General features: G+C 50.8%; 14 protein-coding genes. 7 read left to right on the top strand and 7 right to left on the bottom strand.

Annotated elements, in window-relative coordinates:
• Positions 1–386: 386 nt before the first annotated feature.
• The 6 genes from ACSTTO_RS08445 to aat all read left to right on the top strand — a co-directional run bounded on the left by ACSTTO_RS08445 (position 387) and on the right by aat (position 5,962).
• Positions 387–1,709, top strand: coding sequence for a M48 family metalloprotease (locus ACSTTO_RS08445; RefSeq protein ID WP_439272857.1), 1,323 nt, complete (start codon positions 387–389; stop codon positions 1,707–1,709).
• 83 nt (positions 1,710–1,792) lie between these two features.
• On the top strand, positions 1,793–2,566 hold the full coding sequence (locus ACSTTO_RS08440) for a DsbA family protein (protein ID WP_439272703.1): 774 nt from the start codon (positions 1,793–1,795) through the stop codon (positions 2,564–2,566).
• A 194-nt stretch (positions 2,567–2,760) separates the two neighbouring features.
• On the top strand, positions 2,761–3,210 hold the full coding sequence (aroQ, locus tag ACSTTO_RS08435) for a type II 3-dehydroquinate dehydratase (RefSeq protein WP_439272702.1): 450 nt from the start codon (positions 2,761–2,763) through the stop codon (positions 3,208–3,210).
• 197 nt (positions 3,211–3,407) lie between these two features.
• Positions 3,408–3,884, top strand: a complete 477-nt coding sequence (gene accB / locus ACSTTO_RS08430; RefSeq protein ID WP_439272700.1) for an acetyl-CoA carboxylase biotin carboxyl carrier protein — start codon at positions 3,408–3,410, stop codon at positions 3,882–3,884.
• 102 nt (positions 3,885–3,986) lie between these two features.
• A complete protein-coding gene (gene accC / locus ACSTTO_RS08425) occupies positions 3,987–5,342 on the top strand; it encodes an acetyl-CoA carboxylase biotin carboxylase subunit (protein ID WP_439272699.1) in 1,356 nt (451 codons plus the stop codon).
• 5 nt (positions 5,343–5,347) lie between these two features.
• The gene (gene aat, locus ACSTTO_RS08420; RefSeq protein WP_439272697.1) at positions 5,348–5,962 is read left to right on the top strand and encodes a leucyl/phenylalanyl-tRNA--protein transferase; all 615 of its coding nucleotides are present in this window, start codon (positions 5,348–5,350) and stop codon (positions 5,960–5,962) included.
• Between the two features lie 120 nt (positions 5,963–6,082).
• Here aat and ACSTTO_RS08415 read toward each other — a convergent pair whose 3' ends face one another.
• From ACSTTO_RS08415 to ACSTTO_RS08385, 7 genes are all read right to left on the bottom strand, one after another.
• Positions 6,083–6,472, bottom strand: coding sequence for a DUF2155 domain-containing protein (locus ACSTTO_RS08415; RefSeq protein ID WP_439272856.1), 390 nt, complete (start codon positions 6,470–6,472; stop codon positions 6,083–6,085).
• A 296-nt stretch (positions 6,473–6,768) separates the two neighbouring features.
• On the bottom strand, positions 6,769–7,164 hold the full coding sequence (locus tag ACSTTO_RS08410; RefSeq protein WP_439272696.1) for an NADH:ubiquinone oxidoreductase subunit NDUFA12: 396 nt from the start codon (positions 7,162–7,164) through the stop codon (positions 6,769–6,771).
• A 205-nt stretch (positions 7,165–7,369) separates the two neighbouring features.
• On the bottom strand, positions 7,370–9,142 hold the full coding sequence (locus tag ACSTTO_RS08405) for an SLC13 family permease (RefSeq protein ID WP_439272695.1): 1,773 nt from the start codon (positions 9,140–9,142) through the stop codon (positions 7,370–7,372).
• 280 nt (positions 9,143–9,422) lie between these two features.
• Complete coding sequence (locus tag ACSTTO_RS08400; RefSeq protein ID WP_439272694.1) at positions 9,423–10,010, bottom strand: ABC-type transport auxiliary lipoprotein family protein; 588 nt, start codon at positions 10,008–10,010, stop codon at positions 9,423–9,425.
• Entirely contained in the window at positions 10,010–11,005 is a 996-nt protein-coding gene (locus ACSTTO_RS08395; RefSeq protein ID WP_439272693.1) for an MlaD family protein, read from the bottom strand. The genes ACSTTO_RS08400 and ACSTTO_RS08395 overlap by 1 nt, the downstream gene beginning before the upstream one ends.
• Positions 11,005–11,901 carry an ABC transporter ATP-binding protein gene (locus ACSTTO_RS08390; protein ID WP_439272692.1) on the bottom strand — a complete coding sequence of 299 codons (897 nt, stop codon included), beginning with the start codon at positions 11,899–11,901 and terminating at the stop codon, positions 11,005–11,007. The genes ACSTTO_RS08395 and ACSTTO_RS08390 overlap by 1 nt, the downstream gene beginning before the upstream one ends.
• 70 nt (positions 11,902–11,971) lie before the next feature.
• A complete protein-coding gene (locus tag ACSTTO_RS08385; RefSeq protein ID WP_439272691.1) occupies positions 11,972–13,159 on the bottom strand; it encodes an ABC transporter permease in 1,188 nt (395 codons plus the stop codon).
• 190 nt (positions 13,160–13,349) lie between these two features.
• Here ACSTTO_RS08385 and dgcA point away from each other — a divergent pair, with 190 nt between their 5' ends.
• Positions 13,350–14,342, top strand: coding sequence for an N-acetyl-D-Glu racemase DgcA (gene dgcA / locus ACSTTO_RS08380; RefSeq protein ID WP_439272690.1), 993 nt, complete (start codon positions 13,350–13,352; stop codon positions 14,340–14,342).
• Positions 14,343–14,740 lie beyond the last annotated feature (398 nt).

Below are 14,740 nucleotides of genomic sequence, written 5' to 3'. Positions count from 1 at the left end.
AATGACAGAATTGCCGTTTGCCGGCCAAAAAGCAGTAAAACTGTGTTTGGACGGCGAATTATTATATTTTTGAATAAATCAAGCCATAAAAAGGCTTGAAACATGCGGATCATCATGCCGCAACAGCTGCAAAACACACTGAAAAAACTGCATGATCTTATTTTGTTGGCTCTGAGGCGCAAAACAAAGCTATAACAATACAGCTGATTCACGCCTGAATAAGTTTTTTGAAAAACAGGATTTTATTGATGGCCGAAACCGCTCTTCCCTGCACAGCCCCTGCGCCGCAACCGGCTGCACCGGCTCCGGTAACAGCCCGCAAAAGCCTGCGCCTGCTGTTTGCACAATCGGTTAACCTGCCGCTTGCCTTAACAATCTCTGCCGCAATGCTGACGGCTTCAGTTTTTACGGCGTCAGCCCAGTCGCGCTCTGTACCCGTTGTACGTGATGCCGAGATTGAAGCACTTGTCAGTGATTATACAACACCCATTCTCAGTGCGGCAGGGCTTGGCAAAAAACGCATCGGCACGATTATTGTCAATAGTCCGAGTTTCAACGCCTTTGTTGACGGGCGGCGCATTTTCATCAATACCGGCGCCCTGCTTCAATCAGAAACCCCCAATGAGATTATTGGCGTAATTGCCCATGAGACCGGCCACCTTGCAGGCGGCCATCAGGACAGGCTGCGTGAACAGCTCAAACAGGCAAAAACCATGGCGGTTATCGGCACGTTGCTTGGCCTTGGTGCCGGCATTGCCGGTGCTGCCACCCGCAACAGCGCCATTGCCGGCGCCGGTGGTGGCATAGCTGCCGGCGGCGGTGAAGTGGCCATGCGCAGCCTGCTTTCCTATCAACGTACAGAAGAAGCGGCGGCTGATCGTTCCGCTATCAATTATCTCAACAAAACCAAACAATCCGCCAAGGGTATGCTCACCACATTTGAGCGTTTTGCCACAGCATTGTCGATCAGCGGCACACAGGTTGATGCCTATCGTATCAGCCATCCGCTGCCGCGGGAGCGCATCGCCAATCTCTCGACACTTGCCCATCAAAGCCCCTATTTTGATAAGAAAGACCCCGAAAGCCTGCAAATCCGCCATGATCTGATGCGCGCCAAGATTGCCGCCTATTCCGGTGGCCTTGGTTCTTTGCAGCGCATATTCCGCAACAATCCGCGCGGTTTGGGCGCACGTTACGGCGATGCAATCTATACCTATCTTAACGGCAATGCCCGCAATGCTATTCCCAAAATTGATGCTTTGATTAAAGAACAGCCGAAAAACCCCTATTTTCATGAAATGAAGGGGGAGATACTGATCAAGGCCAATAATCCTGCAGGTGCGGCAGCAGCGTTCAAACAGGCTGCGGCGCTTGATCCGCGCAAATCCAGCCTGATCCGGATGAGCTATGGCCGCGCCCTGATGCTTACCGGCAACAAGGCCAATATGGAAACCGCGATACGTGAACTGAAAGCCGGCATAGCCCGTGATCCGGAATTTTCAGAAGGCTATGGCTATCTTGCGCAAGCCTATGGTCAATCCGGCCAGATCGGGCTCGCAGATCTGGCAACGGCAGATCAGCATTATTATGCAGGCCGTATCAATGAAGCAAAGATCTTTGCCACCCGTGCGCAAACCCGCCTGAAATCCGGCTCGCCGGACTGGCTGCGCGCACAGGATATTATCAACACCAAAACCAGAAACAGATAACCGGCTTTTGTTGTTTTATAAACAATAACAGCCATATGATTACTCATAGCGGCCAGACAAGGCCAAAATAACCGGAAATATTCATGTCTCATATTATCAGGCGCAGCCTTGCTGCCTCCTTGTTCAGCGCAGCCGCCATTCTCACCACCCTGCCCGCCGCCGGTGCCGAGGAAGCCAAACCGCTCGACAAGGCCGCGGTGGAAGCGATTATCCGTGACTATCTTTTGAAAAATCCTGAACTGCTTATTGAAGTGCAGGATGCGCTGGAAGAAAAACAAACCATCGCAGCCCGGGAAACGCAATCCAAATTCATTGCTGATAATCATGACAAGATTTTCAACGATGCCAATGATGCCGTTTATGGCAATCCGAAAGGCGATGTCACGATCGTTGAATTCTATGATTATAATTGCGGCTATTGCAAACGCGCCATGCCGGATATGCAGGCCTTGCTGAAGGCAGATCCGAATATACGTTTTGTGCTTAAGGAGTTCCCGATCCTTGGCCCTGATTCCATGCGCACCCACCTTGTGGCGCAGGCTTTCAAAAAAATGATGCCTGAAAAATATATGGAGCTGCATGAAATTCTTATGTCAGAACCTAAAAGCTCCACAGAGGAAAGCGCGATTGCGGCAGCCAAAAAACTCGGCGCTGATGAGACAAAACTGCGCGAGTTGATGAAAAGTCAGGAGGTTATCGCCTCATTCCAGAATGCCTATACAATTGCACAGGCGCTTAATATTTCAGGAACGCCGTCTTATATTATTGGCAATGAGCTGGTTCCGGGTGCAGTCGGGCATAATATACTGGCTGCCCAAATTGCCGAACAGCGCAAATTACAATCCGGCACAAAATAAGTCGCAATTTTATCTATAAAATCCGGAATTTGTAGCAAAAATGCGGTTAAAGCCTGTATGAAGAGCAAATACGGGCTTTAACAGTGCTGCTTTCCCGATTATAGGGATTAGAAACAAGAATTCAGCCTGTCCGGCCAATGCCGGAAAGAGCCCAGAGAAACATCTAGAGAAACCACAAAGCGACAACGCAACCAATGGTACAAAAGATATTTATTCTGAACGGCCCAAACCTCAATATGCTCGGCAAGCGGGAACCGGAGATTTACGGTGCGCTGACGCTTGATGATATTGCGGAAAACTGCCGCAAGGAAGCACAGCGCCTTGGGGTTGAGATCGAGTTTCGCCAGTCCAATCATGAAGGTGATCTGGTAGACTGGATTCAGGAGGCTGGTCAGCAGAATGCGCAGGTTCTGATCAATCCGGCTGCCTATACACATAGTTCAATCGCCCTGCTTGATGCCATACGCGCCGCGCAGGTTACTGTGGTTGAGGTGCATCTGTCCAATATTCACGCCCGTGAAGCGTTCCGCCACAAATCTTTTGTCTCACCTGTTGCCAAAGCTGTTTTATGCGGCTTTGGCGCAGAAGGCTATCTGATGGGGCTGCGTGCACTTGCGGGTTTTCAAAAAAGCTCTGAAAGTTGACCGGATTTTCAGAGTGGATTATGCCACGCATAATAAACCAGCATATTGAGCCCTGACCGTCAGGCATATGCTGCACTGCAGTTGGAGCAGGACGCAAACCTGTTAAAACGCGACTGCGGCAAATAAAATTGAGCATTTCCGGCAAGGAATATGCTTGCAAACAAACACATAATATCAGCGGTAAAGGGGCCAGACCCATGACAAATAAAAGCTCCGGTATTGATCAGGCGATTATTCGTGATCTTGCGAATATCCTCAAAGATACCGATCTGACCGAAATTGAAGTCGAACAGGATGATCTGCGCATCCGCGTTTCACGCAATCTCTCTGTGCAGGCTGCGCCTCAGCAATATTATGCTCCGGCACCGGCTGCCGCAGCACCTGTTGCCGCTGCTGCGCCCGCTCCTGCCGCCGAGGCGCCAAAAGCTGCGGACAATTCCAAGAATGCCGTCCCTTCCCCTATGGTTGGCACAGCCTATCTTGCACCGGCTCCGGGCGCAAAGCCATTTGTGGAAGTGGGCCAAAGCGTCAAGGAAGGCCAGACGGTCATGATCATCGAAGCGATGAAAACCATGAACCAGATTGCCGCGCCGCGTTCCGGCACCGTCAAAGCTGTTCTTGTCAGTGACAGCCAGCCGGTGGAATTTGGCGAACCGCTTCTTATCATCGAATAATTGCCGGCTGACTGCGGCTGGAGCCGGCCGGCACAGCCGTTGCTTACCAATTTATCGTAATAAATAGTTTGCCCGTCAGACTATACTGAGGCAGGAGCAACGATGTTTCAGAAAATCCTCATAGCCAATCGCGGCGAAATTGCCCTGCGGGTGCTGCGCGCCTGTAAGGAGCTTGGCATCAAGACTGTTGCCGTTCACTCCACTGCCGATGCCGATGCCATGCATGTGCGCCTTGCAGATGAAAGCGTTTGTATCGGCCCGCCGCCATCGCGCGACAGCTATCTGAATATTCATCAGATTGTTGCTGCCTGTGAAATTACCGGCGCGGATGCCATTCATCCGGGCTATGGCTTCCTCTCGGAAAATGCAAAATTTGCTGAAATTCTTGAGGCGCATAACATCACCTTCATCGGCCCTACCGCGGAGCATATCCGCATTATGGGTGACAAGATTGAAGCCAAGAAAACCGCAAAACGGCTTGGCATTCCGGTGGTGCCGGGCTCTGACGGCGGCGTGACCAGCGAACAGGAAGCTATTCGCATTGCTGCTGAAATCGGCTATCCGGTTATCATCAAGGCATCATCGGGCGGCGGCGGCCGCGGAATGAAGGTTGCCAAATCAGCAGAAGATATATCTGTTGCCTATAATACTGCCCGCTCAGAAGCCGGCGCTGCTTTTGGTGATGATGCGGTTTATATTGAGAAATATCTCGAAAAACCGCGCCATATCGAAGTGCAGATTGTGGGTGATGGCGCCGGCAAGGCCGTGCATCTTGGTGAACGTGACTGCTCGCTGCAGCGCCGCCACCAAAAGGTTTGGGAAGAGGCCAATTCCCCTGCCCTTAATGCAGAAGCACGCGACCGCATCGGCATGATCTGTGCAAGAGCCTGCGCAGAGCTTGGCTATCGCGGTGCCGGAACAATCGAGTTCCTTTATGAAAACGGCGAGTTCTATTTCATCGAAATGAACACCCGTCTTCAGGTGGAACATCCGATTACCGAGGCCATTACCGGCATTGATCTGGTGCATGAACAAATTCGCATTGCAGCCGGCCTTGGCCTGTCTGTCCGGCAGGAAGATATCCGCTTCTCCGGTCATGCCATTGAATGCCGCATCAATGCAGAAAATGCCCGCACTTTCACACCGTCTCCCGGCACAATCAGCCATTTTCATACGCCGGGCGGTCTGGGTGTTCGTGTCGATTCCGGCGTTTATAGCGGGTATAAAATTCCGCCATATTATGACAGCCTGATCGGCAAACTCATTGTTCACGGCCGCAATCGCGTGGAATGCCTGATGCGCCTGCGCCGCGCCCTGAATGAGTTTGTGGTTGACGGCATTGATACAACCCTGCCGCTTTTTCAGGATTTGATCGCCAATCCGGATATTGCCAATGGTGATTATGATATTCACTGGCTTGAAAAATATCTGGAAAAGAAAACCGCCAGCGGTCAGTAAATTCCATGGCGGGAAACAACGCCACATCTGCCAATAATTTAAGCCCGGAGCTTTTGCTTCGGGCTTATGCAACCGGCATTTTCCCCATGTCAGAAAGCGCCGATGATCCTGAAATATTCTGGGTGCGGCCGGAATTACGCGGTATTATTCCGCTGGATGGTTTTCATATCCCCCGCAGCCTGAAAAAAACACTCGAACGCTCCCCGTTTGACATCCGCATGGATACCGCCTTTGAACAGGTGCTGGAGGGCTGCGCAAACCGGCTTGATCCCGATGTGGGCACATGGATAAACCAGACGATCCGCAACGCCTATATAAGCCTTTATGAAGCCGGACATTGCCATTCTGTTGAGGCATGGCAGGATGGCAGGCTTGTCGGCGGTCTTTACGGTGTCTCGCTGGGCGGGGCGTTTTTTGGCGAGAGCATGTTCAGCCATGTCACGGATGCCTCCAAAATCTGCCTTGTGCATCTTGTTATGCATTTGCGCAAACGTGGCTTTCAGTTACTGGATACACAATTTATCACCGATCATCTGAAACGTTTTGGCGCTATTGAAATTCCTGCCAGTGCCTATGAGGATCTTCTCCTGCCAGCCATTTTGGCGCCGGCAGAATTTTAACCGATATTTGCCGGAAAACCCTTATCGGAACAAAATCGCTGCAAGTGCCCCCAAAGCCCGGTTTTATCACATTATAAACACCGGAACCGTCTTACAGTTTTACCTGAAAATGTTTTTAAATCATTGCTTTGGTGCAGGCACGTTTGAGCTTTGCTTGCAATCTTTCAACCAGATATCATAGACCGGATGATCCACCGCATTAAGACCCGGACTGTCGGCAAACATCCAGCCGGAGAAAATGCGGCGGATTTTGCGGTCAAGGGTGATCTCATCCACCTGCACAAAACTGTCAGTGCGCGGCGCTTCATTATCCGAGCGGCTGTAGCAAACGCGCGGCGTTACCTGCAATGCGCCAAATTGCACGGTCTCATTGATATAGACATCAAAAGTTGTGATGCGTCCGGTAATTTTATCAAGCCCTGAGAACTCGGCAACCTTATTGGAAATGCGCTCGGCATAAGCTGAAGGCGCACCATTAAAGCCGGCTAAAGCGAGCCCCGCAATCAACAGGCATTTTGCCCCCAATCCCTTGCAGCCAGAGCGCCCCCTGCCTGATTTTTTCTGGCTGAAACGTCCCTTGTCAGAAACATTCATACGTATTACGCCCTTGGGTTGGTTGCCTGAAAAAAGAGCCGCAAGCGGCTTTTGCGTAAAATTAGCCTGTTATTTACGGCTTTTGTAAGAAAAAACGATTCCGGACATGGTTTTCCCCAAGTCAGACCATCTTAAGATGCGGATAACAGAACCGGACACAACAAAACGGTACAGCAAAAGCTGTACCGCTTGTTAATATCTGCCATCAAAACTCAGTTTGGAGTCCAGGCATCATAATCGCCGCCTACTTTAGGCCGCTGGCCTGAAGCAGCAAGCGCACCCTGCGGGCGATAGGCATAAGGTGTGCCTGTCAGATTAGGTTGATGCGGCTTTTGCCATTCCCGCGGCTGATAATTTTCTTCACTTGGCGGGGTATCCGTGCGGTGATGCATCCATCCATGCCAGCCAGCCGGAATGGCGCTGGCCTCGCTATAGCCATTATAGATCACCCAACGGCGGGTGCGGCCTTCAGAATCCTTGCCGCCGGTGTAATAGACATTGCCAAATTCATCCTCACCAACGCGCTTGCCCTTGCGCCAGGTATGAAAACGTGTGCCGATAGTCTGGCTGTTCCACCAGGTGAATACTTGGATGATAAATTTCTTCATAGCACTTCCAGATCCTGAACTATCCTGCCCGAAAGGGAAAGGATCATGCAGATTATTTTCTGCTTATGGCCTTATCCGCGGCTGATGGCAAGGGTCATGTTGACGCTCTTGAACAGATGAACATGCTTGCCTGGCTTATTTTTGCCCTGTCTGCAGATTGCAAACCTGCAATATTCAATTTTTCGGCAGATATGGCGCAAGGTTTTTATTGCAATGGCCACCAGAACATCAAAGCCGGTATGGCCACCACAATGATAATTAATGATAAAGGCAGGCCAAGGCGCGGATAATCGCTGAAACGATAGCCGCCAGGCCCCATCACCAGCGTGTTGCATTGATGACCAACCGGTGAGAGAAAATCACAACCGGCTCCGATGGCCACCGCCATCAGAAAAGCCTCCGGTCTGAAACCAAGCCCCGAAGCAAAGCTGGTGGCAATCGGCGCCATAACCAGCACTGTTGCCGCATTATTAAGAAATGGTGTTACCGCCATTGCCGTTACCAGAATGAGCGCCAGCGCGCCTGCGGGCGGCATCTGGCTGGCAAGAACAGTCAGCCATTGGGCAATCACATCTGTGGCGCCGGTGGTGCGCAATGCATCACTCACCGGAATAAGAGCGGCCAACATCACCAAAATCGGCCCGTCAATGGCAGAATAAACCTCACTCACCGGAATGGCGCGAAAAATCACCATAGCAACGGCTGCGGCAAAAAAAGCAACCGATACCGGCACCATGCCCAAAGCCGTTGCCATGATTGCCGCAAGAAGAACAGACAGCGGGATAAGACCGCGCCGCACACTGCCAAGCAAAATAGTGCGCCGCGCCAGCGGCAAACAGCCAAGCTCGCGCAATAGCGGCGGCAGAATGCCTTGCTGCCCCTGCAATACCACCACATCCCCCTGATGCAGTATAACCTCACCAAGCCGCTCACTGATACGCTCGCCCTGACGGCTGACTGCCAAAAGATTAACGGCATAATTTTCATAAAGATTTATACGCCGCGCCGAAGTGCCTATAAGTGCTGAATTTTTGCCAATAACCGCCTCTACCGCCTCAATTTCCGCTGAACCGGCATTTTCAGCCAATACGCGATCACCGGTAAGCTGCAAACGCGCATTATTAACCACAGCATCCAGCGCCTTCGGATCCCCCTCCAGCAAAATCACATCACCGGCAGCAATCACCATATCCGGCAACGGTGAGACACGCTTCTTGCCGCGCAGAATCGAGGTTACCATTGCATTGCCTTCTGCCGGCTTGATCAGGTCTGTAACCTTTTTTCCAATGATCGCCACACCTTCAGGCACCCGCGCTTCCGACACATAATTGCGGATCTCAATCGCCTCATCAACACTGACCTGCTCACGCCGGCGTTCCGGCACCAATCTGTAGAACAGCGCCAGATAAAGCACGCCGGCAATGGCCAGCACAGCGCCAACCGGCGTGAAATCAAACATGGTGAAACTCTCGCCCACCATTTCCGCCCGCACGCGTGAGACCACAATATTAGGTGAAGTGCCAACCTGTGTCATCAAACCGCCAAGCAAGGCGCCAAAGGCCATCGGCATAAGAAACACCGAAGGGGAAACAGCAGAGCGGCGCGCAAATTGTATGGCAACGGGAATCATAATCGCCAGCGCGCCGACATTTTTTACAAAGGCAGACAAGATTGTAACCACGCTGACAAGCAGAATGATTTGCAGGCGCACAGCCTCAAGCTGCGGCACAAAACGCTGCACTGCGGCCTCCATCAAGCCGGAACGCGCCACACCGGCACTGACAATCAGCGCACTGCCGACAATGATAACAATATCATCACTAAAACCTGAAAAGGCCTGATCATAAGGCACAAGCCCCAACCCCACTGCAACAAGCAAGGAACACAGGGCAACCACATCATAGCGAAAACGCCCCCAGATAAAGACCGCCATCATCAAAATGATAACTGCCAGCGCCAGCATTTGCTGCAATGTCATATGATGATGTCTCCCTGTTTAAACCACAGCTGCCGGAGCTGTTATAATAATGGTTTGAACTTGGCAAACCGGCCTATGCGCGCGTCCGGGAAAGTGCGGGCATGAATTGCCATAAAATGAGCCCTGCACTGATTTTTATCCTGCTATCCAGAAAAGAGAATATGCGCCAATCAGAGTAAATATCGCTTTTGTAAAAGGATTATTTTCTCCAAACAATAAATACAACAAAAAAGGCAGCTGAAAGCCGCCTTTTTTCGCTCATGGTTTTATGGGCAGCCTATCATATTACCGAGACAACCCAGCTCACAATCTGCTTTGTCACATCGTTGAAACCGGCATCAAGAGCGCGGATATAGGCATTGTTCCCTGCCCCGCCAACAGGTGCGGTTGCACTGAACACACGCATTGCCCGCACCTCGCCGGTTTTATCATTCAGCACACGCACAGCCAGTTCCACTACGCCTGTTTGCGGAGATGAGGCGGCATTAATGCCAAATTGGCGCAACTCCGCCTGAACCTGATAATTGATTGCCAGCCCGTCACCAGGGCGGCCAACACCGCCAATGGCATTGCTGTTCTCAAAAGCCTGCACCAGCCGCGCCTGTACCAGATTGGTAAGACGATCGCCCCATTGTGCGCCTTTAAGATAAGTGATTGAACCCGGTGCATTGTGCACAACGATATTTTCACTGTCCAGCGCCTTAAGAGCTGCCGGCGTTGGCACCAGAATTTGCACATTTTTGCGCTTTTTCGCCACCTGCATTTGCGGCACAGTGCTGAGGCTGTATGTATCAAGCGGCACAGAAGTACAGCCGGCCAGCAGCGCAACCAGCCCCAAAAAAGTCATATGGGAATTCAGCTTCAGCATTAGTGACGTTTCCTTCCGTCATATTGCGGCACAGTGCCGGAGCCGCCAAAAATAATACGCTGCGGATCACGTTCCAAATCAGTAATAGCGCGTTCAATACGCTGGATTGAGCGGCTGCTGTCAACGACAACGGACTGAAGATCCGTCAATCCCTTGCCAGAGAACCGCGCCAGATTATCTGTAATCGGCCCCAGCCGGTTATTCAGATTATCTGAAGTTTTCTGGATTGAGGATAATGTGGCTCGAGCCTGCGCCACAACACCGTTTTTATCCTCCGGTGAGAGCATCTGATCAAGTTTGGCCATAATGCCGTCAACCCGTTTGGAGGCCTCATTCAGACGGCTCATCATTTCCCGCGCTTCCAGAATTGTTTTTTGCACTTCAGGGGCATTATCGCCCAATGCGCTGATCACATCGGCATTTTTGGCCAGGGCATCAGTAAAGGTCTTGGCATTGTTAACAGTATCAGTCAAAGGCCCGCGCGCATCATTCACAAAGCCTTCCAGCCCGTTCAGCACCCGCTCGGTACGCCCAAAAATATCCTTGGCCGTTGCCATAAGGTCGGTAAAAATCGACGGATCAGCGTTGATACGTGCCACATAACCGGCCTTTTCAGCAACTTCCATCAAATTCGGCTCCATCAGGCTGCCGCCTTTAAGCTCAACAAAGCTTATACCGGTAAGCCCTTGCGATGATAATTCAGCCTTTGTGGAGCGGGTAATCGGCGTGGTGCGGTTTACCTCAGTCTGTACAATCACCATATTAGGATTCAACGGATCAAGAAAAAGCTGGCGCACATCGCCAACCTTGATACCGTTGAACAATACCTGACTGCCTTTTGACAGGCCGGTCACTGACCCCGGAATCCGAATTTCCAGCGGTAAAGTATCATTTTTATCGCCAAAACGCGCTGCCCAGTAAACAAAGCCAAAAGCAGCCAGCGTTATAACAAGCGTAAAAATCCCAACCAGAACATAATTGGCTTTTGTTTCCATTATCGATCCAGTTCCATATCTTGGCCTTTATTTCCCATCAGATCAGGGCCTGTTGTTTCAACAGATTTCCGGCGCCGGTTAGCGGCCTTCGGATCAATCTGCCTTGCTCTTTTACCGTTAAAATAAGACTGAACCCACGGATCATCAAATTTCAACAGCTCTTCAACAGTGCCGTCTACCAACACCTTCTTTTGCCCCAACACCGCAATCCGGTCGCAAATTGCAAAAAGACTATCCAGATCGTGGGTCACCATATAAACTGTCAATCCCATTGTATCGCGCAAATTCGCGATCAAATCATCAAAATCGGCCGCGCCAATCGGATCAAGCCCGGAGGTCGGCTCATCCAGAAACACCACTTCAGGATCAAGCGCCAAGGCACGGGCAAGTGCGGCACGCTTGATCATACCGCCTGAAAGTTCTGAGGGATATTTCTCCGCCGTATCGGGTTTCAAGCCCACCAGATCAATCTTGAGCCGTGCCAGCTCATTCATGAGTTTAGGCGAAAGATTTAAATATTCACGCATCGGCACCTGAATATTCTCAAGCACATTAAGCGATGAAAACAGCGCCCCCTGCTGAAACAGCACCCCCATGCGCATATCAATGGCCATTTTCTGGCGCTCATTCACCTTGTCTATATCCTGACCAAAAATATCAATCAGGCCGGACCGCTTCTGGTTAAGCCCCAGAATGGTGCGCATCAAAACGGATTTTCCGGAGCCTGACGGCCCGATAAAGCCCAGAACCTCACCGCGGCGAATATCCAGATCAAGCTTGTCCAGAATAACATTACGGCCAAAAGCAACAGTTACATCGCGCACGGAAATAACGGTTTCAGGCACCGTTTTCCCTGAGTTTTGCGATACAGGCTGCTGTTTGTCTTTTGCTTCCATAATCATCCGCACCGGTTAGAATTTTTAAAACAACCGTTTTATCTGCACGGCTGCCGTGACAATGAATATTTCAGAAATTGATCGCCGCATAGAAAATTGCAAACAAACCATCCACAACAATCACCACAAAAATCGACTTCACCACTGCCGCAGTCACACGGCGGCCAAGTGATTCCGCACTGCCTTTTACCTTCAACCCCTCAACAGAAGCCAGAATACCAATGATCATCGCCATAAACGGCGCCTTGATCAGCCCCGCAAGATAGGTTGAGGTCACAATTGCGTCACGCAGGCGGCTGAGAAATGCCTCCGGCGGAATGCCGGAATAGGTCCATGCCACAAAACCCGCACCGGCAAGGGCTGCAAGATCAGCCACAATGGTGAGAAGCGGCAAAACAATCACCAGCGCAACCAGACGGGGAAAAACCAGAACCCCCACCGGATTTAGCCCTATAACCGTCAGCGCATCTGTCTCCTCACGCATTTTCATAGAGCCGATTTCCGCGGTTATCGCGCTGCCTGAGCGCCCTGCAATCATGATCGCCGTTAGCAGCACGCCAATTTCACGCAGCACCAGAATGCCGACAAGATCAACAACGAAAATTTCCGCACCAAAATAACGCAGCTGAAAAGCCCCCTGCTGCGCAATAATTGCGCCGATAATGGTAGACATCAATAATACGACAGGGATCGCTCCCACGCCCATGCGGTCAATCTGATTAACAATCGCCGCATAGCTGATGCCGTTGCCTCGGCCGGATTTCAACTGCGCGCCACGGATTGTTGCCCCCAGAATATGCATGGCAAGCAAAAAATCATCCCGTGCCGCAAGGGTGGCGCGGCCAAGCTTATCCAGAAACGCCAGCAGAAAAAACGGATGCTGCGCCTTTTCCGGCAGTTTGTAACGCTCAACCGCCGCGCCCACTTCTTCAAGAAGCGGCGCCCAGCTTGGACGAATATTTTCAATATAAACTGAGATCTGCTGTTTGCTGAGCGCCACACGCAGCCGCTCGATAAGCCATGCACCGGCTGTATCAAGACCGGAAATTGCAGCCATATCCAGCCGCACGGCCTGCGCCTTGATATTTTTTGCAAGATCAGTTTCCAGCTTGCGCATCCGGTTATCAACACGGGCAATGCTTAAAGATGTCCAGCGGCCGGACAGAGCAATAACTGCACCGCTTTCATCAGCAGTTACAGTAATTTCCGGAACTGAAACCGGAGAGCCACTTGTTTTCGCCGTTTTATCGGTCAACATGCATCTTCCATTGTTTGAGTCTGTCTGCCCTTCGCTGCAATAGCCAATTCCGGTAATACCGATAAAGCTTCCCAGAAACATATCCGGCTCAAGACTTCAGACATAACGCAATCATACGCCTGCCAAGGTGAGAATCGCCTTATTAGTACTATCTAATATTATGCGATTAACACAACACCGGACACTGACAATGCAATATAATCTCAATCTGCTTGTTGAGCGCTACCCGATAGCGGGAAAATTTACAATCTCACGCGGCTCTAAAACCGAAGCTGTTGTTATAGTGTGTGAATTGGGTAACGGTATTCACACGGGCCGCGGGGAATGTGTGCCCTATGCCCGCTATGGTGAAACCATCGAATCAGTGAGCGGACAAATTCGCGCTGTTGAAACTTTATTACAACAAGGCGGCACGGCAGAGGCTCTGCGTCATAAATTGCAAAGCGCCATGCCTGCAGGTGCAGCCCGCAATGCGGTAGACTGCGCCTTGTGGGATTTACAGGCCAAACAATCCGGCACAACTGTTGCCGGATTGCTCGGCATTTCTCCGCGCCCGCTCATTACCGCCATTACCGTTTCTATTGATACACCTGAAGCAATGGCCGCAGCTACTGCCAAACTTGCCAAGAATCCGCTGATCAAGGTCAAAATCGGCGGCGATAATGATGCAGAGCGCATCCGTGCAGTACGCGCCGCAGCACCGCAGGCGCAGATTATTCTGGATGCCAATGAGGGCTGGAACACAGATAATTTTAACGAGAATATTCAGGTTGCCGCGCAATGCGGTATCAGCCTGATTGAGCAACCGCTGCCAGCCTCTGATGACAGCTATCTGGCACAGGCAAAACGGCTTGTGCCGGTTTGCGCCGATGAAAGCGCCCATACAGCGGAAGGGCTGGAAAAGCTGAAAGATCGCTATGATGCTGTCAATATCAAACTGGATAAGACCGGCGGCCTGACAGAAGCCCTGATCATGCAGCGCAAAGCGCGCAGCCTTGGCCTGCAAATCATGACCGGCTGCATGGTTGGTTCATCCCTTGCAATGGCACCAGCCCTGATGGTTGCGCAAGATGCCGATTTTGTCGATCTTGACGGCCCGTTATTATTGGCGAAAGACCGTGAGCCGGCCCTGCATTATGATGGCACAACCGTAACACCGCCATTGCCGGAATTGTGGGGTTAACCGGTTTTTAGTTAAGTGCGATATTTCATAATGTGAGACATAATCGCGCTGCCAGCATGGCTTTAAATAAGGGGCGGAATTCTTTGCGGAAGAAGCATAAGAAACCGCCCTTATTCATTGATTTTTAAGATTTTTTTTAAAATTCCCTATAATTCTCAAGGCTGATTTGAAACTAATAATTACAGCCCGGTACAATTTTTATCCGCGCTCAAAACCTGAAAAAATACATAATTTCCTGTTCTTTTTGTCTGTTGCAAAACAGTCGTGATTTGTATGTTAACAGAATATCTCATATAGGTTTTTATCCCCCTCCGGACATTTTCTGTCCGGATTAAGACATTGAAATATTCATAGGATTTATATCAACCGCATTATCCTGTATAAAACCTGGTTTTTTC

This window comes from Pseudochrobactrum albidum (assembly GCF_051851455.1).
Classification (GTDB): domain Bacteria; phylum Pseudomonadota; class Alphaproteobacteria; order Rhizobiales; family Rhizobiaceae; genus Pseudochrobactrum.
Note: the sequence above shows the minus strand (reverse complement) of the source record. Positions and strands in the feature narration are given on the sequence as shown.